This window comes from Streptomyces sp. NPDC002076 (assembly GCF_053593835.1).
The window spans coordinates 523294-546062 of sequence record NZ_JBSFDI010000001.1; the positions used below are offsets into that span (position 1 = coordinate 523294).

Sequence of the window (22769 nt, forward strand, 5' to 3'; positions counted from 1 at the left end):
TACTCGTCACAGTCGGGCCTAGCGTCCTCCCCCAGGTGACCGGCTCCCCACCGCCGCCCGGGCCAGGGGCGGCCGTCGGCCACCACCGCCGAGAAGGGTCCGGCGGTGGCCCGCTTCCCCTGTGCGGGCCGCCGCCGGGCACATACCTCTCGGTCGTGCGAGTCGTACGGAAGGACGTGACGGTCCAGGTGGCAGCGCACCGCAAGGCCCGGCAACGCTCGATGGGCGGTCATACGGCCCGGACGGCCGCCACGCTCGCCCTGGCGGGCGCGGCCACCGCGACGGGGTTCGACGGGACCGGACACGCCGAGCCACAGCTGACCCCGGCGCAGGTGAAGGCCAAGGTGGACCAGCTGTACCAGGACGCCGAGGCCGCGACCGAGAAGTACGACGGCGCGAAGGAGAAGGCGGACACGGAGCAGCGGCGGCTGAACGCGCTGCGCGACGAGACCGCCCGCAAGCAGCAGAAGCTCAACACGGCCCGGGACGCGCTGGGTTCGTTCGCGGCGGCGCAGTACCGCGAGGGCGGCTTCGCACCGACCTGGCAGCTGGCCCTGTCCGGCGACCCCGACCGGTACCTGGACGACGCCGCGTTCATGGAGCGGGCCGGCGACCGTCAGGCCGCCGACGTGTCCCGGGTGCGCGAACAGCTGCGGGAGATCGAGCAACTGCGGGGCGCGGCACGCATCGAGCTGCAGTCGCTGCGGTCCCGGCGGGCCGAGCTGCAGCGGCAGAAGAGGACCATCACCGGCAAGCTGGACGAGGCCCGGCGGTTGCTGGCGCGGCTCAGCCCACAGCAGCGGTCCGAGGTCGCCGGTGACGGCAGCGCGCTGGGACGTGCCTCCCGCTCGGCCTCGGACGCCCGGGACGCCCTGGAGCAGGCCGGTTCGGCCGCGGCCCCGAACGCGCGCGCCGAGGCGGCCATCGCCTACGCCTACGCCAAGCTCGGCAGCCCGTATGTGTGGGGCGCGGCCGGACCGAACGCCTTCGACTGCTCGGGCCTGGTCCAGGCCGCCTACCGCTCCGCCGGCATCTCTCTGCCCCGCACCACCTATGCCCAGATCGACGCGGGCCGGCGCGTCTCCCGCTCCGAACTCCAGCCCGGGGACCTGGTGTTCTTCTACTCGGGGATCAGCCACGTCGGCATCTACGTGGGCAACGGGCAGATCATCCACGCCCCGAACCCCTCGGCACCGGTCCGGCTGGCCCCGGTCGACCTGATGCCGTTCGCCGGGGCGACCCGGGTGGCCTAGGTCCTGTCGTCAAACTCCCGCCGTCCGCCCGGAGGGCGGGCCTCGCGCCCGCCGCGGAGCGGCTGATGTATGCAGTAGGTGCGTGCTCTGGGGGTCCCCCCGGCCGAAGGCTGGGGGGAGTGCCGGGCTCTGGCCCTCGTACTGGGCGTACTTGGGCCCGGGCCCGGTGCGGCGAGTGGGGGTGCCCCCTTTGGGGGAGCGTGCATGGCGTCGCGGGGCTGGGGGCACCGCCCGGCTGAAGGCTGGGGGAGGGAGTTTGACGACAGGGCCTAGAGGCGGGCCCGCAGGGGTCAGACCAGTCGGCGGGCCGTAGCCCAGCGGGTCAGTTCATGACGGTTGGACAGCTGGAGCTTGCGCAGGACCGCCGAGACATGGGACTCGACCGTCTTCACCGAGATGTACAGCTGCTTGGCGATCTCCTTGTAGGCGTAGCCACGGGCGATCAGGCGCAGCACCTCGCGCTCGCGCTGGGTGAGTCGGTCCAGGTCCTCGTCCACGGGCGGGGCGTCGGTGGAGGCGAAGGCGTCCAGGACGAACCCGGCCAGGCGCGGGGAGAAGACGGCGTCGCCCTCCTGGACGCGGAAGATCGAGTCGACCAGGTCGGTGCCGGTGATGGTCTTGGTGACATAGCCGCGGGCACCGCCGCGGATCACACCGATCACGTCCTCCGCCGCGTCCGATACGGACAGCGCGAGGAAGCGCACGGGCCGCTCGGTGTCCGCCATCAAAGCCGCGCACCGGCGCAGCACTTCGACGCCGCCGCCGCCCGGCAGGTGGACGTCGAGGAGGACCACCTCGGGCCGAGTCGCGGTGATGACCGTGACCGCCTGGTCGACGTCCGCGGCCTCGCCGACCACCTCGACACCGGTCTCGGCGGTCTGCCCGATCTCGGCCTGGACGCCGGTGCGGAACATCCGGTGGTCGTCCACGAGCACCACCCGTACGTGCCGTCCGCCCGCGCCGCCGTCGGTGGCCCCGGACCCGGCCCCCTCGGGGACGCCCGCCGTGCCGTTCGCCTCGGTCGCGTCGCTCATGACGTCCTCTCCGCCCTCTCCATCTCCAGCTCGACCTCCGTGCCGCCGCCCGGCACCGACCGCAGCCGGGCCGTGCCGCCGTTGCGCTCCATGCGGCCGATGATCGATTCTCTAACGCCCATGCGGTCGGCGGGTATCGAGTCGAGGTCGAAGCCGGGACCGCGGTCGCGTACGGACACGAAGACGGTCCTGCCCTCGACTTCGGCGTAGACCTGTACGGCACCGCCCTCGCCACCGTACTTGGCCGCGTTCACCATCGCCTCCCGCGCGGCCTGCATCTGCGCGCCGGTCCTCTCGTCCAGCGGGCAGTCGCCGACGATCACGACCTCGATGGGCACACCGTGCTTGTCCTCCACCTCGGCGGCGTTGCGCCGCACCGCCTCGGCGACCGTGTCCGGCTCATCGGCCTCGTCCTTGCCGGTGCCCTCCGGCTTGTACAGCCAGGTGCGCAGGTCGCGCTCCTGGGCGCGGGCGAGGCGGCGAACCTCGCCCGCGTTGTCGGCGTTGCGCTGGATCAGGGTGAGGGTGTGCAGCACGGAGTCATGGACGTGGGCGGCGACCTCCGCACGCTCCTGGGCGCGGATGCGCATCAGGCGTTCCTCGGACAGGTCCTGGGTCATGCGGACCAGATACGGACCGGCGAGGAGCGTGATGCCGACGAGGACGGCGAGGGCCGCCTGCAGGACCGCGCCGAGATGGGCGGCCGAGCCCTGCAGCCAGAAGATCGCGGACACACCGGCCGTGACGAGCAGGACACCGCCGGCCGCGCGCAGCAGGGTCAGGGTTCGGCGCCGGCGGCCGACCTCGACCCAGCGGGCCCGGCGGGCGTTGTCCGCCTGGCGCCAGACCAGGGCGACACCAGCCGCGACGAGGACGGCCGGCACCAGATACACCTTGGCGCCGCTGCCCAGATTGACGCTGCTGACGAACACCACGGACACGATGACCATGAGGAGCAGCGCGACGATCTGGCCGCGGTCCGGCTTGCGGCCCACGAGTCTGCGGCGACCGTCCGGCGCGGTCTCCGTGGCGACGAGCGACGGCGGTCTCTGGTCGCCGACACCGCCGACGCCCAGCGGGACGAAGAACCAGAACGCCGCGTAGAGCAGCGCCCCGAAGCCGTGGGCCATGAACAGGCCGACGAAGGCGAGCCGCACCCAGACGACGGGCAGCCCGAGGTGCCCGGCGAGGCCCCGCGCCACTCCGCCGAGCCAGCGTCCGTCGCTGCTGCGGTAGAGCTTGCGCGGCGGCCGCGGGTCGTCGACTGGCAGGCTTGCGGCTTCCGGCATGCCAACGATGGTCACACGCCCGGCGGGCCCAGGCATCAGGGTCGGCCCCCGAGACGCCCCTGATCTTCCTCGGGGCCGGGTCGGGGAGCGCCGGGCAGGGGTCGTCGTGTGCGGCTCGAACGGTTCCCCGCCGCGTCTCAGGGCCGATTTCAGGGTTCGGCCAGGGTCGTCCCGACTGCCGCGGCGGCGGCCGGGCCGTCACCATGGACACATGACGGATCACGAGCACGCCGCGACGGGTCCGGGACCCGGCACCGGCCCGCGCCCGGCCCCGGGCACCGGACCGACGGATGCCGCGCCCGCCGCGACGGAGAAGACGCAAGCGGCCGGCGCCGGCACCGATACGCACGCCGACGCACAGCAGCAGGATCGGGAGCAGACCGCCGCCGGAGCCCCCGAGCAGCTCCGGCGCGACCGCGGGCACAAAATGATCGCGGGCGTGTGCGCGGGCCTCGGCCGGCACACCGACATGGACCCGGTGATCTTCCGCATCACCCTGGCCGTGCTGTCGGCGACCGGCGGCATCGGCCTCATCTTCTACGGCTTCGCCTGGCTGCTCGTGCCGTACGAGGACGAGGAGGAGAACGAGGTTCGCAAGCTGCTGACGGGCCGGGTGGACGGCCAGGCGCTCGCCGCCGTGCTGTTCGCCCTGGTCGGCTGCGGGATCTTCCTGACCATGCTGAGGAACGGCGGGGTGCTGGCCTTCGCCGTGGTGCTCTCCCTGTTGCTGGCGGGCGCCGGGTACTGGTCGCGGCGTCGCGGCGCCCCCGACCCCGATCCGCTCGCCGCCCAGGCCGCCGCCGACGCGCCGCCGGAGGCCCAGGCCCCGCCGGTCGTCACCGTCTACCCGTCGTGGTGGCGGGACCCGATCGTCAAGGACGGCACCCATGTCGGCGGCACCGGCTATCTGTGGGGGCCCGGCGACGCCCGCGACCGGGACCTCACCTCGGTGGTCGACGTCGGTATCGCCACCCCCTGGACGCACCCCGGCCATCCCGGCTCCGTTCGGCCGCAGCCCAGTGCGCCCCCGAGACCGCGCGGGCCGCGCTGGATCGGCGGCTGGGTGTTCCTGCTCGCGCTGGTGGCGGGCGGCCTCGGCACCGGGCTGACCTGGGACACGCATCCGCTGGGCACCAGTCTGCAGACCGGTCTGGCGTGCGCGCTGGCGGTCTTCGGTCTGGGCATCACGGTCAGCGCGTTCCTGGGCCGCACGGGAGCCGGGACGGTCTTCCTGGCGATCGTCACAGCGGCGCTGCTCGCCGGGGCGGCGGCCATGCCCAAGGACATCACCACCCACTGGAGAGACACCTCCTGGGCGCCCGTCGCGGCCGCGCAGGTACGGCCTGAGTACGACCTCGGCACCGGGCGCGGCACGCTGGACCTGAGCCGGGTGCATCCGGGCAAGGGGCGGACGGTCACGACGGACGCGCATGTGGGTGCGGGACAGCTGAAGGTGATCGTGCCGGCGGACGCGACCGTGCGGATGACCATCGAGGTGGGCGTCGGCGACATCCGGTTGCCCGGGGAGAACAGGAAGGACGTGGACGTGCAGCCGCACAGGCTCAAGAACGTGACGCTGGCGCCGGCCAAGGGCGCCAAGGACTCGGGCACTCTGGACCTTTCGCTGAAGGTCGGGGCGGGACAGGTGGAGGTCGGCCGTGCTGCGTCATGAGTTCCAGCCCGGGAAGCTGGTCGCGGGACTCTTCCTCACCGCCACCGGCGTGGTCTTCGCGGGAGACGCGGGCGGACTGTGGGAGACGCCGTGGTTCGCGGTCGTGCCGCTGATCGTGGGCGGCCTGTTCCTCGCCGGTGCCACGGCAGCCGTGGCCCGGGGCATACGCAGACGGGGCGACGCCGGCAGCGGCTGACGGCCCCGGTCCAGCGGGCAGGTGCGGGCCCGGCCGCCGGTGCAGTTCCAGTCGCCGATGGGGGGCCGCCGCCGGTGCAGTTCCGGCCGCCGGTAGGGGCCCGGCCGCCGGTGCAGTTCCGGCCGCCGGTAGGGGCCCGGCCGCCGGTGCAGTTCCGGCCGCCGGTAGGGGCCCGGCCGCCGGTGCAGTTCCACTGGCCGGTGGGGGGCCGCCGTCGGTGGGGTTCCCGCCGTCGGCTGAGCGGCCTTGGGGAAGTCCGGTGCGGGAACTGCGCGATCAGCCCCCATCAACCCCACCGGCCCGCGGGTTCATCACCCCGCTTTCAGCGGAGCGCTCAGCGGTAGCCGCCCAGTCGCTGTCGGCGGCGGGCTCGCCAGGCCGAATCGACGGACAGGTAGGGGGCGCCGGCGAGGATCAGGGGGAACCAGGCCATGAAGTAGGCGAGGTCGTTGCCGTAGTAGTAGGGCGTCGTCGACCAGCTCACCGTCATCCACAGGCTGAACGAGATCAGCGCGCCGCCGAGCGCGGCCAGCCGGGCGAGCAGACCAAGCAGGGTGCCGATGCCGACGGCCAGTTCACCGAGGGCGATGGCGTAGCCGAAGCCGACCGGGGACTTCAGGGCCATGTCGACCAGGGCCGGGATGGCGGCGGAGTCGCGGGCCGAGCGCATGGTGTCACCAACGGATCCGGCTCCGCCGGACTTCAGGAAGGAGCTGCTGGTGAGCTTGTCCAGGCTGGCGTAGATGAAGGTGACGCCGAGGAAGATACGCAGCGGCAGCAGGGCGTAGTGGGCGGCGGTGTCCCGCCAGCCGCCGAGGCCGTTGAGCCGGTTCATGTGCGTGTCCGTCCGAATACCGTGGGTCATCGTCCCAAACCGCCCTCTCGCCCGCCGTCCCGCCCCTCACTTGACCATACGTATGACAGGAGGGCGCAGTTCAATCGCGACTCGGAGGTTTTTCCGGATTTCGGCCCCTGGTGCGGGGAGGCCGGAACGGGCCCGTCGGACCTCGTTCAGATGCGGGCCAGGATCTGTCGCACGGGGTGGCCGAGGACCTGGGCGACGGTGGTGAGTTCCTCGGTGGTGAGCAGGGAGCGCTGCGGGCTCCAGGCGGCGATCTCGAAGCGGGCGAACCCGCACGGCCAGTCGTAGTCCAGTCGGTCCAGGGAGGTTGCGGTGGTGCAGCAGGGGGTGGTGATCTCGAGGGTGGGCAGTCCGTCACCCTGCTCGTCGTACGCGTCGAGCAGGTCCCGGTACCACTCGGGGTCGATGGAGCGGTCGCAGTGCGGGCAGCGGATGCCGGCCAGGTTCGAGCCGCAGTCGACGGCGGTGATCGCCTCGTGCCAGTCGACGTCCAGTTCGACGGCGTCGGGGTCGGCGTGGGGGTCGTCGGGGCAGCCGGAGACCAGCTCCAGGACCAGGGCCGCGGCACGCTTCCCGGCATCCGGTGCCGGCTGCCAGTGCGGGTCGGTCGGTATCACCGAAAGGACGCTCTCACTCATTGGTCGACCGCTCCCCCGCCGCTCACTCCGTGATCTGGACGATACAGCGGTTGGTCGCGACCCCGGCCGCGGTGACCACCTGCACCTCCACCGCCCCGGGCTCGACGTCGGCCGGTACGGGCACGGTCAGGACGCTGTCGGTGGGGTTGCTGAAGCCGCCAGTGACGGGAACCAGCGGCACGTGCACATCGACGCTGCCGATGCGGACCACCATGCGGGAGAGCCGGTCGGCACCCTGGGCGCCGGGCGGCACGAAGCCGGCACCGCGGATCTCGATGTCGTCGCCGGTGCGGATCGGCCCGTCCAGGTCGCCGGGTTCACGGGCGCGGACCACGGAGAGGACGACCGGGCGGCCGCCCTCGGCGTACTTGCCGGCCAGGTAGGTCACGGCCGAGATCAGCACCACCACGCCCAGGCCCCAGGGCAGGTCGGGCAACTGGTCGGGGCGGCGGGCCAGCCGTACGGCGGCGAACAGCAGGGCGACGGCGCTGATGGCGACGTACTGGATGTCGGTGAAGGCGCCCCGGCCGGAGTCGTCGGTGAGCAGGTCGGCGGCGCGCGGCCGGTGCGCCGGCACCTTCTGCAGCCGCTGCGCGAGGATGCGCAGGCCCACCACCCGGCGGACCAGGACGGCGATGCCGCACACCACGGCGAGGACGGTCACCACGCCCGCGCCGCGCGCGAGGTCGAGGCCCGAGATCAGCGCGTCGCGTTCGGCGTGGTCGGAGGCGCCGGCCAGGCGGGCGGCCAGCAGCAGGACGGCGTAGCCGACGAACAGCACCCAGCAGGCGGCGACCGTGCGGGAGGTGGACATCCGGTTGTCCTCGCCGATCACCGGGGCCAGCGCCCCGCCGCGCGCACGGTGCAGCCAGGAGGCAGCGCTGAGGACACCGGCGACGAGGAGCGCGGTGGCCAGGGCCGCGGTGCGGGCGCCGGTCCAGCCCGCGCCGACCGCGGTGAGCGCCTCGCCGAGCAGCAGCGCGACCACCGCACCCCACACGCCGCACACGGTCCGCAGCCACAGCCGGGCGAGCCAGGCCTCGCCCTCGGCGCGGCCGCGTGCGGCGACGGCCTCCGCCCGCTGGGTCAGTTCCTCGGAGACCCACTGGCGGGAGGCCGAGGCCGAGTGCGCCACGGCCGTCGGCAGGCCCTGCCCGGCCGCGAACTCGTCACGCCGGCGAAGGAACGCGGCGACGGCCCGCCGGTGTCCCTCCCGGGCGCCGTGCGGGCAGTCTCCGCAGGTGCAGCCGCCCTCGTGGCCCTCGGCACCAGTGCCCTGTCTCGCCTCCTGCACCGCCACGACCGGCGCCCGCCTTCCCCACGACCTTCCGGCACATCCGGCGGGCCCTCGATGGAAGGCCACGCCGCCGCGCAACTGCGCTGCGTCGACAGCGAATTGTGCCCTACGCCGGGCCGTCCTGGACCCTCGGACCGCGCCACGGCGGGTGAAGTACGGGCCGCCGTGTTGACCCGGCTGCGAGAATTTGCGTATGGCCGAGATCATCCAGCGGGACGGGACCTGGGCCTTCGACGGCAGCACGATCCGGATCACCCCGGGGCTGCACCGCTGCGTGCCGCTGTTCCGGCAGACGTACGGGGAGGTCTCCGTGCCGCTGGAGGCGGTCTCGGACGTGGTCTGGGAACCCGAGCGCAAGCATGGCAGGCTGCGGATGCGGCTGCGCGAGGGCGCCGACCCGCTGCTGCAGGCGACGGGCGGACGGCTGCCGGATGCGGCCGACCCCTACCGGCTGACGGTGGACGCGGACCGCGGCGGGGTCGCGGAGTACGTCGCCGAGGAGATCCGGCACGCCCTGCTCCTGGACCGGATCCCCAAGGAGCCCACGAGCGCCTATCTGCTGCCGGGCCCGCCGGTGCCGGTGTCCGTGCGGTCCTCCGACGGCACGGTCTCCTTCGACGGCACGCAGGTGCGCATCGACTGGGCCGACACCTCCGACCGGGTCAAACGCGCGACCGGCCCGCGGATCATCGCCCTCGGGGACCTGGTGCAGGTGGAGTGGCTGCCCAACTCGGGGTACGAGGACGGCTTTCTGCGGTTCGTGACCCCGGAGACGGTGTTCTCCAAGCTCCCGCCCGAGCGGGACCCCTACACCCTGGACCTGTGGGGCAGCGTGCGGCGCGATCTGCTGACCGCGCTGGTCGCGACGGCCGTCACCGCCCGGCTGCCGCATCCCTCCACCCGCACGGGTGCCGGGTACGACGGCCGGGACCGGCAGCGGGCGGCCGTACCGGGGCAGACCGACCACCATGACGTACTGCTGCGCCGGCTGCGGGAGCTGGGTGAGCTGCACCAGGACGGGGTGCTCACGGACGAGGAGTTCGCGATGACCAAGGCGGCGGTGCTCAGGGAGTTCGGCTGAGCATGCCCGGCGCGTTCAGCTCAGCAGGTCGGGCTCGCTGCGGCTGATGTCCTGCCACAGGGGCTGGTAGTTGATCCAGGCCACCAGGTCGCCGCCGAGCTGTTCACGGGTGGCGACGGCCAGCTTGTGGTCGATGAGGACCGGACGGCCGGCCGCCTTCGCCATCAGCTGCACCTGGCAGGACCGTTCCATGGACAGGAACCACCAGGCGGCGGCGTCCACCGAGTCGCCGACGGTGAGCAGTCCGTGGTTGCGCAGCACGAGCGCCTTGCGGGAGCCGAGGGCCCCGGCGATCCGGCGGCCTTCCTCGATGTCGACGGTGACGCCGCTGTAGGCGTCGTAGAGGGCCACGTCCTCGTAGAAGGCGCAGCTCTCCTGGGTGATGGGGTCGATCAGCTCGCCGAGCGCGGCGAGCGCGCGGCCGTGCACGGAGTGGCAGTGGGCGACGGCGACGACGTCCGGCCGGGCGGCGTGGACCTGGGCGTGCACGGTGAACGCGGCCTGGTTGACGTGGTAGCGGCCCTCGACGACCTGCCCGTCCTGGTTGGCGAGGACGAGATCGCCAACCGTGACGTGCTTGAACGGCATCCCGAAGGGGTTGACCCAGAAGCAGTCGGTGAACTCCGGGTCGCGGGCGGTGATGTGCCCGGAGACCCCGTCCTCCAGCCCGGCCCGCCCGAAGATCCGCAGGGCACCGGCGAGCCGCTCCTTGCGGTGCCGGCGCTCGTCCTCGACCGAGTCGAACATCGGCGGCATGGCGAACTGCAGCTGGTCGGTGGGCAGCGGCAGCGGCGGGGTGGGCCCGTGCATAGGTCCTCCAGCGCTGGGATTGCGGTACGCGCCGGAAGTTACCGCCGGTCAGCGCAAAAGGGCAGAGCTGTTTTGTAAAGATGACGTACGCGGCGGAAACACGACAGAGGATGTCCGGTTTGCCGGTGAGACTGGCGTGCATGACCCGTATGGACTGGGCGGCCTTCGCCGCCGCCGAACCCGAGCTGGCGACGACCGTCGAGCAGCGCTTCCGTGCCTTCCGTCACCATGTCCTCGCCACTCTCCGCAAGGACGGCGCGCCGCGCACCTCCGGCCTGGAGGCCGACTTCCGCGACGGTGAGCTGTGGCTCGGCATGATGGCGGGCTCGCTGAAAGCCCTCGACCTGCGCCGCGATCCGCGCTTCGCGCTCCAGGCGAACCCGGGCGAGGGCACGGGGATGGGCGGCGGGGACGTACGGATCGCGGGGCGGGCGTACGAGGTCGAGGGCGAGCGGAAGTCCGGGTACACGAAAGAGGTGGAACCGCCGCAGCCGTTCCACCTCTTCCGCACCGAGCTGACACAGGTCGTACGGACCTACGTCGAGGACGAGAAGTATCTCGTCGTCCAGGTCTGGAAGCCCGGTACGCCCTTGCGCACGCTCAGGCGCGCCTAGGACCTACTCCCACTCGATGGTGCCCGGCGGCTTGGAGGTGACGTCGAGGACGACCCGGTTGACGTCGCGGACCTCGTTGGTGATCCGGGTCGAGATGCGGGCCAGGACGTCGTACGGCAGCCGGGACCAGTCGGCGGTCATGGCGTCCTCGGAGGACACCGGGCGCAGCACGATCGGGTGGCCGTAGGTGCGGCCGTCGCCCTGGACGCCCACGCTGCGGACGTCGGCGAGCAGGACCACCGGGCACTGCCAGATGTCCCGGTCGAGGCCGGCCGCGGTCAGCTCCTCACGGGCGATCGCGTCGGCGTCGCGCAGCAGGTCCAGGCGCTCCTTGGTGACCTCGCCGACGATGCGGATGCCGAGGCCGGGGCCCGGGAACGGCTGGCGCTGGACGATCTCCTCCGGCAGGCCGAGCTCCTGGCCGACCATGCGGACCTCGTCCTTGAACAGCTTGCGCAGCGGCTCGATGAGCTTGAACTCGAGGTCCTCGGGCAGGCCGCCGACGTTGTGGTGCGACTTGATGTTGGCGGTGCCGGTGCCGCCGCCGGACTCGACCACGTCCGGGTACAGGGTGCCCTGGACCAGGAACTCCACGGCCGGGCCCTCGTCGGCGATGATGTCGGCCTGCGCCTGCTCGAAGACGCGGATGAACTCACGGCCGATGATCTTGCGCTTCTCCTCGGGGTCCGAGACGCCCTTGAGCGCGGTCAGGAAGCGCTCCTCGGCGTCCACGACGACCAGCTTGACGCCGGTCGCGGCCACGAAGTCCTTCTCGACCTGCTCGGTCTCGCCCTTGCGCATCAGGCCGTGGTCGACGTACACGCAGGTCAGCTGGTCGCCGATGGCCCGCGCGACGAGGGCGGCGGCGACGGCGGAGTCCACGCCGCCGGACAGACCGCAGATGGCGCGCTTGTCGCCGACCTGCTCGCGGATCGCCGCGACCTGCTCCTCGATCACATTGCCGGTGGTCCAGTTCGGCTGCAGACCCGCGCCGCGGTAGAGGAAGTGCTCCAGCACCTGCTGGCCGTGCGTGGAGTGCATGACCTCGGGGTGGTACTGGACGCCGTAGAGCTTCTGCTCGTCGTTCTCGAAGGCGGCGACCGGGACGACGTCCGTGGACGCGGTCACGGTGAAGCCCTCGGGGGCGGCGGAGCAGGCGTCGCCGTGCGACATCCACACGTGCTGCTCGTCCGGGGTGCCCTCGAAGAGGGTGGAGGACGTCCTGGAGACATGCAGGTCGGTACGGCCGTACTCGCGGGCGCCGGAGTTGTCGACGGTGCCGCCGAGGGCCTGCGCCATCAGCTGGAAGCCGTAGCACATGCCGAAGACGGGGACGCCGGCCTCGAAGATCTCGCGGTCCAGGCGGGGGGCGCCTTCCTCGTACACCGAGGAGGGGCCGCCGGACAGGATGATCGCCGCGGGGTTCTTGGCGAGCATCTCCTTCACCGGCATGGTGCTCGGCACGATCTCGCTGTAGACCCGGGCCTCGCGGACGCGACGGGCGATGAGCTGGGCGTACTGCGCGCCGAAGTCGACGACCAGGACGGTGTCCGGGGTGGCGGCAGTGGAAGTCGCTGGTGACACGGGGTGCCTTCTGGTGGTCGGGCGGGGTCTGTGCTAACGAGTCTAACGGGGTGGACGTGGAGGCTTCCCCTGGACGCAGCCATGGCATACTGACCCCATGCGCAAGCACTCGACCTTCGTCTTTACCTATGGCACCCGGCCCGCCGGCTGCCATGGTCGTGCTGCTTGAGCGAACCGCCAAGCGACTTCCCAGGCGCCCCGGGCCGACAAGGCCCGGGGCGCCTGTCGTTTTCCGGGTCCTGCCGTTCAGGGTGTCCCAGCCACCTTCACCAGGAGCCCCCGACATGACCACCACCACCCCGGAAGAGACCGTCTCGACCCCGGAGCAGACCATCGCCGACGCCCGGGAGCGCATCGACGTGCTCGATGACCGGATCATCGGTCTCATCCAGGAGCGGATGGCCGTCTCCGCCGTCGTCCAGCAGACCCGCATCGCCTCCGGAGGACGCCGGGTGCACCTCTCCCGCGAGATGGAGATCCTCGGCCGCTACCGCGAGGCCCTCGGCAAGCCGGGCACCGGCCTCGCCATGACCCTGCTGGAGCTGTGCCGGGGCCGCGTCTGAGCGACGCACGCGGAGCGCCGTACGTGAGTGCGAAGGCCGCCTCACCCGTACGGCGCGTGACTGGCTCGCGCGGCGCTTCGTTGAGTGAGGTGTCCGTGCCAGCCAGGGGCGGGCCCGACAGAACCACGCGTGGCTCGCTGGAGCGATGAGGCGTACGGGTCGTGCCGTGCGCCGTGGGACCTCGCTCCAGGGAAGTGACCGGACGGCAGGGGACAGCAGCCCGGTCACCCAAGAGAACGGCCGGCTCCGGGGACGCCCGGGGCCGGTCGGCGGAAAACTGCACATGCGCACCAGCGCCGGGGCATCTGCCGCGTCCCCGCACCGACCACGGCATTGCTGCACGCCGTCCGCCTCTCGGAGGCAGGACCAAAGAACCAGCGGCGCAACCCCCCGGCGCCGCCCCGGGCACCGGCGCCGCCCTGACGTCGGTGCTGACCGGAAGAAGGGCCCCGCGGTCTCTCCGTCCCGCGGGGCCCTTCGGCGTACCCCGGTCGGTCATCCTGGCTGAACACCCAGGCCGCACGCCCCGATTGATTGTGACTCGCATCACACAGACTCCGGCCGGCCGGCGCACAACCCTTCTCACAGGTCACGGGTCTCACCTGTGCAACCAACGGCCATGCCCGTGCCCCACACACGGAGGCCTCCGAGACACGTGCTGCCGCGCGGCAGCACGGGAGCCCCACAAGAGGTCCTCAATGAAGCTTCGCCGCGCCATGATGACCGCGGCCGCGACGGCTGCCCTCGCGCCGCTCGCCCTGGTCTGTGCCCCTGCCGCGTTCGCCGACGAGTCCCCGAGCACCTCGGTCAGCAGCTCGACCTCGACCGAGACGACCCCCGCGGCAGACGCGAGCACCAGCCCGGCCGCCGACCAGAGCTCCCCCGCCGGCCAGACGTCGGACAGCCCGTCCGCCTCCGACTCGACGAGCGCGAGCACGTCGGCGTCGCCGTCCGCCTCCGCGTCCGAGTCGGCCTCTGCGTCCGCCTCCGCGTCCACCTCGCCCAGCGAGAGCGCCGAACCCAGCGACGAGCCGACGGCGCCGTCCGGGATCTGCGAGGAGGACGACGCCCACTACAAGTCCAAGATCCACGCCTCGCTCAGCGGTCTGCCCGGCGAGATCGCCGTGGGCAGCGGCTGGCACCCCTTCACGCTCGGCGTCAAGAACCCGACGTCGGCCGACCTCAAGGACGTCATCTTCTACGCGGGCGTCGGCCCGAGCGACCCGAACGCCCAGTTCGCGTTCAAGACCAGCCAGGTTCAGCTCCAGGTGAAGTACGACGGAGCCTGGTACGACGTCGAGGACGGCGCCGGCCACTCCAACGGCTACCTCGACCTCGCCGACATCAAGGCCGGCCAGACGGTGAACTACCAGCTCCGGCTGAACGTGAAGGCCAACGCGCCGGTCGGCGAGGGCCTCACCATCGGTGGCGGGATGTACTTCGACGACGAGGCGAACTGCATCGGCTCGGACCAGGCCAGCTACCTGATCAAGATAGTCAAGGCCGGCACCGACACGGGCGGGACGAAGCCCCAGGAGGGTGGCCAGGTCCCGGTTCCCACCCAGAAGCCGAGCAAGGGCAACACCCAGGACGTCACTGGCTCGCTCGCCGAGACCGGTTCCAGCTCCATGCTGCCGACCATCGGTCTGGTCGGCGGCGTCGCCGTCGTCGCCGGCGCCGGAGCGGTGTTCGCCGTCCGCCGCCGCAAGGGCGCCGGTTCGGACGCAGCCGCGTAGGCGCGGTCGCACAGCCGAAGGGGCCTGCGCCAGGAGGGGGGTGCAGGCCCCTTCGGCATACCCGCGCTACTGCTTCGGCGGCACCGCCGGCATCCCCAGGAAGGGCAGGCGCAGCGCGCCGAACGCCTCCGCGGGCACCGCCGGGGTCTGCGGCTCCACCGGCTTCAGCCGCTCGTAGGCCGCACCCTGCGCCGGACGCGGATCCTCCGCGCCCTTGTTCGGCCAGAAGGACATCGCGCGCTCGGCCTGCGCGGTGATCGTCAGTGACGGATTCACGCCCAGGTTCGCGGAGACCGCGGCACCGTCCACGACGGAGATGCCGGGGTGGCCGTAGAGGCGGTGGTAGGGGTCGATCACGCCGGTCTCGGCGGAGTCGCCGATGGGGCAGCCGCCGAGGAAGTGCGCGGTGAGCGGGGTGCCCATCAGCTCGCCGACGTTGCTGCCGGCGAAGCCGTTGATCTCGGCGGCGAGCGCGGAGGCGGCCTCCGTGGCGGCCTTGATCTGCTTGGGGTTGGGGGCGCCGTGGCCCTGGCGGGCGGTCAGCAGGCCCTTTCCGACACCGTCCGGTTTCAGGTACGTCGTCAGGGAGTTGTCCAGCGACTGCATGACCAGGCCGATGATGGTCCGCTCGGACCAGCGCCGGTTGGAGAGGGAGCGCAGGACCAGCAGCGGGTGCCGGGCCGCGTTCGCCAGCCAGGCAAGCGCGCGGGAGGAACCCTCGGCGTAGGGCACCTGGAGGATGGACAGGCCGCCCATGGAGTTGGAGCCCTTGCCGTAGCGGACCGGCTCGATGTGGGTGTTCTCGTCGGGGTGGATGGAGGACGTGATGGCGACGCCGCGCGTGAAATCGGCCCTCGGTTCTCCGGTCGCCTTGCGGTAGCGGCGGTTGTCCGTCTGCGCGCCCACCAGCGCCTCGGAGTTGGTGCGGGTCAGGTCGCCGAGCCGGGTGGAGAGATACGGCAGCTGGCCGCCGGCCTTCATCCGGTGCAGCAGGGTCTGGGTGCCGTAGGTGCCGGCCGCGAGGACGACCCTGCGCGCGGTGAAGAGCCGGCCCTCGCCCTTCTTCTTCCGGTCCGTGGGCAGGGTCGCCACCGCGTAGCCGCCGCGCGAGTCGTCCGTCACGGACACGACCGTCGTCATGGGGTGGACCACCGCGCCCGCCTTCTCGGCGAGGTAGAGGTAGCTCTCGTTCAGGGTGTTCTTCGCGCCGTGCCGGCAGCCGGTCATGCACTCGCCGCACTCGATGCAGGCGTTGCGGGCCGGACCGGCGCCGCCGAAGTACGGGTCGTTCACCTGCTCGCCCGGCCGGACCTTCGCCTCACCGTCGGCGTCCTTGCCGTCGCCGAAGAACACGCCGACCGGCGCGAGGTGGAAGGTGTCGCCGACGCCCATCCGCTGCGCCGCCGCCTTCAGATGCACGTCGGAGGGGGTCATCGTCGGGTTGAGCCGTACGCCGAGCATGCGCTGGGCCTGGTCGTAGTACGGCTTCAACTCCTCCTGCCAGTCGGTGATGTCCCGCCACTGGGGGTCGTCGAAGAAGGCCTTCGGCGGTACGTAGAGGGTGTTGGCGTAGTTCAGCGAGCCGCCGCCGACGCCCGCGCCGGCCAGCACCATGACGTTGCCCAGCAGATGGATGCGCTGGATACCGAACATGCCGAGTTTCGGGGCCCAGAGGTAGTTCTTGAGGTCCCAGGAGTTCTTCGGCAGGGAGTCCCGGGTGAAGCGGCGGCCGGCTTCCAGGACGCCTACCCTGTAGCCCTTTTCGGTCAGGCGGAGGGCGGACACCGAACCGCCGAACCCCGATCCGACCACGATGACGTCGTAGTCGTACCCGTCCTCGTCCCGGGTCTGGACAGACTTCTCCTGCGACACGTGCTCTCCTCGTCGGGAACGGGTGTTGACGAACGGTGCTTCTAGCGGAACCGGAATGCCTTCATCAGCCGGAGACTCGTGCTCATGAACTTGGCGTACGCCTCGTCCGTCATGCCCAGCGACGGAGCCATCGGCAGCAGCCGCTGCTGGGCCACCGTCTGGGCCTCCGTGTACTTGAGGATGCCCTCGGAACCGTGGCGCCGTCCGAGGCCGGAGTCCTTCATGCCGCCCATCGGGGACTGGACGCTGCCGTAGGCGGGGGCGTAGCCCTCGTTGACGTTGACCGTGCCGGTGCGCAGGCGGGCGGCGACCTCGCGGCCGCGCGCGGCGCTCTTCGTCCAGACGGAGGAGTTCAGGCCGTACGGCGTGGCGTTGGCGTGCTCGATCGCCTCGTCGTCGCTCTTGAACCGGTAGATGGAGACGACCGGGCCGAAGGTCTCCTCCTCGCACACGGCCATGGAGTCCTCGACGCCGTCGAGGATGGTCGGCTCGAAGAAGTACGGGCCGATGTCCGGACGGGCGGCCCCGCCCGCGATCACCTTGGCGCCCTTCGCCACGGCCTCCTCGACATGCCGCTGAACGGTCTTGAGCTGGCGCTCGCCGACCAGCGAGCCCATGTCGGCGCCGTAGGCGAGGGAGTTGCCGAGCCGCATGGCCTTGGTGCGGGTGGCGAAGCGCTCCAGGAAGGCGTCGGCGACCGACTCGTGGACGTACAGCCGCTCGATGGAGATGCAGAGCTGCCCGGCGGAGGAGAAGCAGGCGCGTACGGCGCCGGCGGCGGCCTTCTCGATGTCGGCGTCGTCCAGCACCAGCATGGCGTTCTTGCCGCCCAGTTCGAGGGAGACGCCGACCAGGCGGGCGGCGGCGCCCTGGGCCACCTCGCGGCCGGTGCGGGTGGAGCCGGTGAAGGAGACGTAGTCGGCGTGCCGGACGAGCTCCGGGCCGACGACCGGGCCCTCGCCGAGCACGACCTGGAAGACGCCCTCGGGCAGCCCGGCCTCGATGAGCAGGTCGCGCGCCCACAGGGCGGTGAGGCAGGTCTCGGTGTCCGGCTTCATCACGACCGCGTTGCCGGCGACGAAGGCGGGCAGCGCGTCGCCGACGGACAGCTCCAGGGGGTAGTTCCAGGGGGCGATCTGGCCGACGACACCGCGCGGGTGGCGCAGTTCGGTGACCTTGGTGAGCGTGGGGACGGCGCCGGTGTGCCGCTTGGGCCGCAGATAGGCGGGAGCCTTGCGGCCGTAGTGGCGGGCCGCGACCGCGACGGCCTGCACCTCCTCGTGCGCGTGCAGCCGGGCCTTGCCGGTCTCCAGCTGGATCAGGTCGAGCACCTCGGCCTGCCGCTCCAGCACCAGGTCGTGGAAGCGCAGGAGGACGGCGGCCCGCTGCCGTACCGGGGTCTTCTCCCACACCGCCTGCGCGGCGCGGGCGGCCTGGAAGGCCTTCAGGACGTCCTCAGGGGTGGACTCGGGCAGGTCGGCCAGCTTCTCGCCGGTGAACGGGGTGTGGTTGGCGGTGCGGCCGGAGCCGACGACGCCCTTGGTGAGCTGGGCCACCAGTTCCGGGGTGACCACGTCGGCGGCGGTGCGCGCGCCCTCGGGGGCGGGCGCGAGGGGGTTGGTGCCGGTGCTGTCCGGGGCCTGCGTGTCCGTCATGACGCGCAGGGTATGCCGGAGCACAGCCTTTGTGTACCCGTCGGTAACGGGGATTCACCGAGTGCTCACACACTGCCAGTGATCACTGGCAGAGAATGTGCTGATCAGCGCGTTGACACGGTGGCGCGCAGAAGGATCATTCGAGTCCGGCTTTTTTCGCGAGCAGCAGGCCGAGTGCGGTGCGCGGGGTGCGGCGTGGGGGGTCCGGGGGCCGGGGCGGGGGGGGCTCGGGTGCGGCTTCGGGTGCAGGGTCCGGTACGGGCGTGAGGCCGAGGTAGTCCCGCAGGGCCGCCGTGACCTCCGCCGCGCCGGGGCGCGCCTCGGGCTCGTCGGCGTGCAGCCGGTCCAGCAGGGGGCCCAGCGGGCCGGGGTCCGTGTCCGCGAGGGCGGTGCGCAGCAGGGCGCCGAGGGACCACAGGTCGGAGGCCGGGCCGGCGCCGGGGCCCGCGGCGCGCTCGGGGGCGACGAAACCGGCGGGCGCCTCCCCCGGATGCCCGTCGCCGGTCCCGAAGTCGGTGACGACCACCCGCCCGGTGCCGGACTCCAGCAGGACGTTGGCCGGTTTGACGTCCCGGTGCACGATGCCGACGACGTGGGCGGCGCGCAGGGCGCCGAGGACGGCGAGCCCGATCCGGGCTGCCTCGGCGGGCGGCAGGGGGCCGCGCCGCAGGACCTCCTGCAGCGACTCGCCCGCCACCAACTCCATGACGATCCAGGGGACATGGTCCTCGGTCACGACGTCGTACACCGTCACGGCGGAGGGATGGCGCACCCGGGCGGCGGCGCGGGCCTCCCGGTAGAGCCGGTGGGCGATACGGCGGCTGTCCTCGTCGTCGGCCGGATCGCCGGGCAGCAGCGGCTCCTTGACGGCGACCTCGCGGTCCGGCTCCTGTTCGTCCAGGGCCCGCCACACGGTCCCGGTGGGCCCTGCCCCGAGCCTTCCGGCCAGCCGGTAGCGGCCGCCGATCAGACGTGCGTCGGGCGGGCGTTCACCGTCTCCACTCATGTCACATGAGTACCGCGAGCACCAGGCCCTTGTCGAAATGGGGGCCCAAAAACCGGGCGTTCACAGCTTCTTGATGTCCAGGTTCGCGATCGCGGCCTCGGCCACCTCGCGGCCGCGGGCCGTGAAGTCGCCCTTGTTCGGGTAGCCGACGGTGAGTTCGTACAGGTCGCCGCCGCTCGTGCGGTAGTAGAAGATCTGGAGTTCGCGCGGGCTGGGGTTGCCGCCGTCGTTGCTCTTGTAGACGACGGTGTTCTTCGCGGCCTCCTTGCCGTGGTACGTCGCGGTGTCGTCCGGGTGTGTCCGCGCACCGCCGGGCATGTCGAGGGAGTAGTCGCCGACGCCGCGGAACTTCTCGTCGTCGGCGTACATCTGGGACCGGGCGGTGTTCTTGATCTCGCCCAGGGAGTCCTGCGACTTCTTCACCAGCTCCAGCGTGATCCAGACGCCGCCGCTCCAGTCCTCGTACGTCACCCAGTTCTGGTCGGAGTCGGTCTTGCCCGGCCCGACCTCCTTGTAGCCCGCCGGGGCGGCGAGCGTGGCGCCCAGCTTCGGGGCCGGGTGCCTGGCCCAGCCGCCGGGCAGCGGGCCCGCGAAGGGACCGGCCAGGAGCAGGTACGCGGCCACCGCCGCCACGACCAGCGCCGCGCCCGCGGCCGGCCACGCCTTGCGGCCTAGGCGCCGGACCGGGACGGTGGCGGCGACCACCTGCCCGGGCTGGGTGGGCGCCGGCGGAGCCGGGGGCTTGACCGCCTCCTGAAGCAGCGCCCGTACCCGGTCCGCCTGCGGCCGGTGGCCGGGGTCCTTGTGCAGCAGCCCGTTGATGACCTCGGCCAGCGGGCCGGAGGCGGACGCGGGCGCCGCCGGGGTGGAGTTGAGGACCGACTGAAGGGTGGCCGGGGTGTTGCTGCGGCGGAACGGCGAGACACCCTCGGTGGCCGTGTAGAGCAGCACGCCCAGGGACCACAGGTCGCTCGCCGGGCCGGGCCGCTGTCCCAGCACCCGCTCCGGCGCGATGTACTCGGGCGAGCCGACGAAACCGCCGGTGTCCGTGAGCCGCGAGTCACCCTCGATCTGGGCGATCCCGAAGTCGGTCAGCACCACCCGGTCGTACCGGCCGAGCAGGACGTTGTCGGGTTTGACGTCCCGGTGCAGCACGCCCGCCGCGTGCGCCGCCTCCAGCGCGCCGAGCACCTGCAGGCCGATCCGGGCGGCCTCGCGGGCGTCCAGCGTGCCCTCGCGCAGGACGTCGCCGAGGGTGCGGCCGCGCACCAGCTCCATGACGATCCAGGGCCGGCCCTCGACGACCGCGACATCGTGGACGTTCACCACCGCCGGGTGGTCGAGACGGGCCGCCGCGCGGGCCTCGCGGCGCATGCGCTCGAAGGCGTTGGCACGTTCCCGTTCGGGAAGGTGGTCCGGTACGCGTGGCTCCTTGACGACGACCTCCCGGTCCACCGTCTCGTCCTGGGCCCGCCACACGGTCCCCATCCCGCCATGGCCCAGCTTGTCGAGCAGCCGGTACCGGCCGGCGACGATCCGCCCGGCGCCGGGATCCTGCTGCTGAGCCGGGACGGGGCGCGGCTGTGCGTGCGGCTGTGCCGTCGGCTGCGGTTGCAGCGGTTGCGGCGGTTGCAGAACAAAACTCGTCGTGTCGTCGGTCCCGTGACCGACTCCCCCGTCACTGCTCATGCCTCATCCCTATCGCGCCCTCGGCCGCCACAGCCACACAGAAGGCGAACCGGTCACAGACCCGGGACCGAGCGGCGGTTCAGGACCCCGCACGGAAGGTGTCGACCGCGACGTCGAAGTACTCCCGCGCCTCCCGCACCTTGCCGACCGGCGCCGACACCCACACGTCGTACATCCGCCCGCCCTCCTCCCAGCACAGGTCGTAGGTGTGGCGCGGCCCCTCCGCCGCGCTGAAGCCGTTCCAGGTGAACTCCCAGAGCGCCGCCGGATGTCCGTCGTGCGTGGCCTGGGTGACCCGGCCGTCGCGGTAACCGGGGTTGCTGGCCAGGCCGTTGGCGGCCGACCGGTCCATCACCGCCTTCGGACCGCCCGGTTGGGGATCGGCGATCTTGATGCCGAGGCGGAAGGTGTCACCGGGTGAGAGGTAGAAGACGCGCTCGCCCTGCGGACTGCGCACGAAGTCCTCCGGTACGGCGAGGGAGAAGCCGGCCGCGTCCCGGGCCGTGCGGTAACCGGAGGGCGCGGTGCCCGGGCCGGCCGAGCCCGGGTCGGTGGCCGACGGGCGGGTCGCGGTGGGCGCCGGGCCGGAGGTGGTGGGTGTCGGGGGTGTCCGCGAGGAGGCCGGGCCCGTGGCGGTCCCGGTCGCCGCGGAGGTCGCCGTACCGCCGGGGCTGCCGCCGCCCCCGCCCTCGTCCCGGTGCAGCAGCAGTGCCGCCGCCGACACACCGGCCCCGGCCAGCGCGGCGACCAGCAGGGCCGCGACCAGCACCCCGCGTGTGGACGTCTGCCGGGGCTGGGGCTCCGCGGCCGGCCCGGCCGTGGCGGGCGGCTGCGGCCCGTCGTGCGGAAGGTCCCGCTGGGTCGGCGGGTACGGCGCGCCGGCCTCCGGCGCACGGCTTCCCGCCGCCCCGGACCTCGCCGTACGTCCCTCGGCCGCCCCGGACCGTGGGCCCCGGCCCCCGCCGATCCGGTGCGCGCGGCCGGTGACGGTGGGGCCGGACGAGGTGTCGGGCGCCTCCGGGGTCCGGCCCGTCTCCAGGTAGGTCCGCAGCATCTGCTCGGCCTCGGCCGCGCCGAGCCGCCGGTCGGGGTCGCGGTCCAGCAGCCCCCGTACGACCGGCAGCAGCGGCTCGGCCTCGGCGGGGGGCCGGATGTCGGCGGCGACCACGGCGTGCAGGATGCCGCCGAGCGAGTCGCGCCGGAACGGCGACTCGCCGCTGAGCACCGTGCACAGCAGCGCGCCCAGCGACCACAGGTCGGACTCCGGGCCGGTGCGCAGCCCCGACATCCGTTCCGGCGCGGTGTATTCGGGCGAGCCGACGAAGGAGCCGGTCTCGGTGAGCGTGGTGGCGCCCGCGACCTGCGCGATACCGAAGTCGGTCAGCACGACCCGGCCGGTGCCGGACTCGATCAGCACGTTCGCGGGCTTGATGTCCCGGTGCAGCACCCCTGCCTCGTGCGCGGTGCGCACCGCGCTGAGCAGGGCGATGCCGATCCGCGCGGCCTCGGCGGCGTCGACCGGACCCTGCCGGGAGATGAGGTCGGCGAGCGAGCAGCCGTCGACCAACTCCATGACCAGGTACGGGCGTTCGTCCTGCTCCACCACGTCGTGCACCACGATGATGTGCGGATGCCGCAGCTGGGCGACCGCCCGTGCCTCACGGAACGTACGGTCCCGGCGGCGCCGCGCGTCGCCCTCGGACAGGGAGTCGTCCGCGAGGAGTTCCTTGACCGCGACACGCCGGCCCAGCACCTGGTCGTGGGCCCGCCATACGACGCCCATGCCGCCGCGCCCGATGCGTGCCTCCAGACGGTAACGGCCCGCGATCACACGGAAGACGTCCCCCTCGGTCCCCATGCGCCCCATCATGCCGCATCGGACGGACGCCTTCCGGGACGGCGATCGGCCAAGTATGCG

General features: G+C 72.5%; 19 protein-coding genes. 7 read left to right on the top strand and 12 right to left on the bottom strand.

The features are described 5' to 3' along the window. The first annotated feature begins 188 nt into the window (after positions 1-188). A complete protein-coding gene (locus tag ACWCQS_RS02435) occupies positions 189-1253 on the top strand; it encodes an NlpC/P60 family protein (RefSeq protein WP_451003013.1) in 1065 nt (354 codons plus the stop codon). Positions 1254-1543: 290 nt separating this feature from the next. Here the strand turns inward: ACWCQS_RS02435 and ACWCQS_RS02440 are convergent, their stop codons facing one another. Together ACWCQS_RS02440 and ACWCQS_RS02445 are read right to left on the bottom strand one after the other, a co-directional pair. After that, positions 1544-2287, bottom strand: coding sequence for a LuxR C-terminal-related transcriptional regulator (locus ACWCQS_RS02440; protein WP_451002744.1), 744 nt, complete (start codon positions 2285-2287; stop codon positions 1544-1546). Further along, positions 2284-3576, bottom strand: a complete 1293-nt coding sequence (locus tag ACWCQS_RS02445) for an ATP-binding protein (RefSeq protein ID WP_388619783.1) — start codon at positions 3574-3576, stop codon at positions 2284-2286. Before ACWCQS_RS02445 ends, ACWCQS_RS02440 begins: the two co-directional genes overlap by 4 nt. A 211-nt stretch (positions 3577-3787) precedes the next feature. Here ACWCQS_RS02445 and ACWCQS_RS02450 point away from each other — a divergent pair, with 211 nt between their 5' ends. Both ACWCQS_RS02450 and ACWCQS_RS02455 read left to right on the top strand, forming a co-directional pair. Next, positions 3788-5248 carry a PspC domain-containing protein gene (locus tag ACWCQS_RS02450; RefSeq protein WP_451002745.1) on the top strand — a complete coding sequence of 487 codons (1461 nt, stop codon included), beginning with the start codon at positions 3788-3790 and terminating at the stop codon, positions 5246-5248. Further along, positions 5235-5444 (top strand): hypothetical protein, encoded by a 210-nt coding sequence (locus ACWCQS_RS02455; protein WP_451002746.1) that lies wholly within the window; start codon positions 5235-5237, stop codon positions 5442-5444. Before ACWCQS_RS02450 ends, ACWCQS_RS02455 begins: the two co-directional genes overlap by 14 nt. Before the next feature lie 334 nt (positions 5445-5778). Here the strand turns inward: ACWCQS_RS02455 and ACWCQS_RS02460 are convergent, their stop codons facing one another. The 3 genes from ACWCQS_RS02460 to ACWCQS_RS02470 all read right to left on the bottom strand — a co-directional run bounded on the left by ACWCQS_RS02460 (position 5779) and on the right by ACWCQS_RS02470 (position 8244). After that, entirely contained in the window at positions 5779-6309 is a 531-nt protein-coding gene (locus ACWCQS_RS02460; RefSeq protein ID WP_451002747.1) for a DoxX family membrane protein, read from the bottom strand. A gap of 146 nt (positions 6310-6455) precedes the next feature. Continuing rightward, the gene (locus tag ACWCQS_RS02465; RefSeq protein WP_451002748.1) at positions 6456-6944 is read right to left on the bottom strand and encodes a hypothetical protein; all 489 of its coding nucleotides are present in this window, start codon (positions 6942-6944) and stop codon (positions 6456-6458) included. 22 nt (positions 6945-6966) lie between these two features. Next, the gene (locus ACWCQS_RS02470) at positions 6967-8244 is read right to left on the bottom strand and encodes a hypothetical protein (RefSeq protein ID WP_451002749.1); all 1278 of its coding nucleotides are present in this window, start codon (positions 8242-8244) and stop codon (positions 6967-6969) included. Positions 8245-8434: 190 nt separating this feature from the next. Between ACWCQS_RS02470 and ACWCQS_RS02475 the strand changes: the two genes are divergently transcribed. Further along, positions 8435-9322, top strand: coding sequence for a DUF4429 domain-containing protein (locus ACWCQS_RS02475; protein WP_451002750.1), 888 nt, complete (start codon positions 8435-8437; stop codon positions 9320-9322). 15 nt (positions 9323-9337) lie between these two features. On the opposite strand, the gene ACWCQS_RS02480 is transcribed toward ACWCQS_RS02475, so the two are convergent. Beyond that, the gene (locus ACWCQS_RS02480) at positions 9338-10132 is read right to left on the bottom strand and encodes a class II aldolase/adducin family protein (protein ID WP_451002751.1); all 795 of its coding nucleotides are present in this window, start codon (positions 10130-10132) and stop codon (positions 9338-9340) included. Positions 10133-10281: 149 nt separating this feature from the next. On the opposite strand from ACWCQS_RS02480, the gene ACWCQS_RS02485 reads away from it, so the two are divergent. Next, positions 10282-10746, top strand: coding sequence for a pyridoxamine 5'-phosphate oxidase family protein (locus tag ACWCQS_RS02485; protein ID WP_451003014.1), 465 nt, complete (start codon positions 10282-10284; stop codon positions 10744-10746). Positions 10747-10749: 3 nt separating this feature from the next. Here the strand turns inward: ACWCQS_RS02485 and guaA are convergent, their stop codons facing one another. Next, positions 10750-12330 (bottom strand): glutamine-hydrolyzing GMP synthase, encoded by a 1581-nt coding sequence (gene guaA, locus ACWCQS_RS02490; protein WP_451002752.1) that lies wholly within the window; start codon positions 12328-12330, stop codon positions 10750-10752. Positions 12331-12614: 284 nt separating this feature from the next. Between guaA and ACWCQS_RS02495 the strand changes: the two genes are divergently transcribed. Both ACWCQS_RS02495 and ACWCQS_RS02500 read left to right on the top strand, forming a co-directional pair. Then, positions 12615-12893, top strand: coding sequence for a chorismate mutase (locus ACWCQS_RS02495; RefSeq protein ID WP_388619759.1), 279 nt, complete (start codon positions 12615-12617; stop codon positions 12891-12893). A gap of 698 nt (positions 12894-13591) precedes the next feature. Continuing rightward, positions 13592-14629 (top strand): LAETG motif-containing sortase-dependent surface protein, encoded by a 1038-nt coding sequence (locus ACWCQS_RS02500; protein WP_451002753.1) that lies wholly within the window; start codon positions 13592-13594, stop codon positions 14627-14629. Positions 14630-14695: 66 nt separating this feature from the next. Here the strand turns inward: ACWCQS_RS02500 and ACWCQS_RS02505 are convergent, their stop codons facing one another. From ACWCQS_RS02505 to ACWCQS_RS02525, 5 genes are all read right to left on the bottom strand, one after another. Continuing rightward, positions 14696-16501, bottom strand: a complete 1806-nt coding sequence (locus ACWCQS_RS02505) for a GMC family oxidoreductase N-terminal domain-containing protein (RefSeq protein ID WP_451002754.1) — start codon at positions 16499-16501, stop codon at positions 14696-14698. A 41-nt stretch (positions 16502-16542) separates the two neighbouring features. Next, a complete protein-coding gene (locus ACWCQS_RS02510) occupies positions 16543-18156 on the bottom strand; it encodes a succinic semialdehyde dehydrogenase (RefSeq protein ID WP_451002755.1) in 1614 nt (537 codons plus the stop codon). Between the two features lie 136 nt (positions 18157-18292). Beyond that, complete coding sequence (locus ACWCQS_RS02515) at positions 18293-19162, bottom strand: serine/threonine-protein kinase (RefSeq protein WP_451002756.1); 870 nt, start codon at positions 19160-19162, stop codon at positions 18293-18295. Between the two features lie 60 nt (positions 19163-19222). Continuing rightward, complete coding sequence (locus ACWCQS_RS02520; RefSeq protein ID WP_451002757.1) at positions 19223-20851, bottom strand: serine/threonine-protein kinase; 1629 nt, start codon at positions 20849-20851, stop codon at positions 19223-19225. A gap of 79 nt (positions 20852-20930) precedes the next feature. After that, positions 20931-22709, bottom strand: coding sequence for a serine/threonine-protein kinase (locus ACWCQS_RS02525; protein WP_451002758.1), 1779 nt, complete (start codon positions 22707-22709; stop codon positions 20931-20933). Positions 22710-22769 lie beyond the last annotated feature (60 nt).

What these genes read in the sequence shown, in the direction of transcription:
- ACWCQS_RS02480 (WP_451002751.1), bottom strand. Translation starts at nt 10,132, where the DNA reads ATGCACGGGCCCACCCCGCCGCTGCCGCTGCCCACCGACCAGCTGCAG.
- ACWCQS_RS02500 (WP_451002753.1), top strand. Translation starts at nt 13,592, where the DNA reads ATGAAGCTTCGCCGCGCCATGATGACCGCGGCCGCGACGGCTGCCCTC.
- ACWCQS_RS02475 (WP_451002750.1), top strand. Translation starts at nt 8,435, where the DNA reads ATGGCCGAGATCATCCAGCGGGACGGGACCTGGGCCTTCGACGGCAGC.
- ACWCQS_RS02440 (WP_451002744.1), bottom strand. Translation starts at nt 2,287, where the DNA reads ATGAGCGACGCGACCGAGGCGAACGGCACGGCGGGCGTCCCCGAGGGG.
- ACWCQS_RS02445 (WP_388619783.1), bottom strand. Translation starts at nt 3,576, where the DNA reads ATGCCGGAAGCCGCAAGCCTGCCAGTCGACGACCCGCGGCCGCCGCGC.
- ACWCQS_RS02515 (WP_451002756.1), bottom strand. Translation starts at nt 19,162, where the DNA reads ATGAGTGGAGACGGTGAACGCCCGCCCGACGCACGTCTGATCGGCGGC.
- ACWCQS_RS02485 (WP_451003014.1), top strand. Translation starts at nt 10,282, where the DNA reads ATGGACTGGGCGGCCTTCGCCGCCGCCGAACCCGAGCTGGCGACGACC.
- ACWCQS_RS02460 (WP_451002747.1), bottom strand. Translation starts at nt 6,309, where the DNA reads ATGACCCACGGTATTCGGACGGACACGCACATGAACCGGCTCAACGGC.
- ACWCQS_RS02510 (WP_451002755.1), bottom strand. Translation starts at nt 18,156, where the DNA reads ATGACGGACACGCAGGCCCCGGACAGCACCGGCACCAACCCCCTCGCG.
- ACWCQS_RS02450 (WP_451002745.1), top strand. Translation starts at nt 3,788, where the DNA reads ATGACGGATCACGAGCACGCCGCGACGGGTCCGGGACCCGGCACCGGC.
- ACWCQS_RS02495 (WP_388619759.1), top strand. Translation starts at nt 12,615, where the DNA reads ATGACCACCACCACCCCGGAAGAGACCGTCTCGACCCCGGAGCAGACC.
- ACWCQS_RS02465 (WP_451002748.1), bottom strand. Translation starts at nt 6,944, where the DNA reads ATGAGTGAGAGCGTCCTTTCGGTGATACCGACCGACCCGCACTGGCAG.
- ACWCQS_RS02525 (WP_451002758.1), bottom strand. Translation starts at nt 22,709, where the DNA reads ATGGGGACCGAGGGGGACGTCTTCCGTGTGATCGCGGGCCGTTACCGT.
- ACWCQS_RS02520 (WP_451002757.1), bottom strand. Translation starts at nt 20,851, where the DNA reads ATGAGCAGTGACGGGGGAGTCGGTCACGGGACCGACGACACGACGAGT.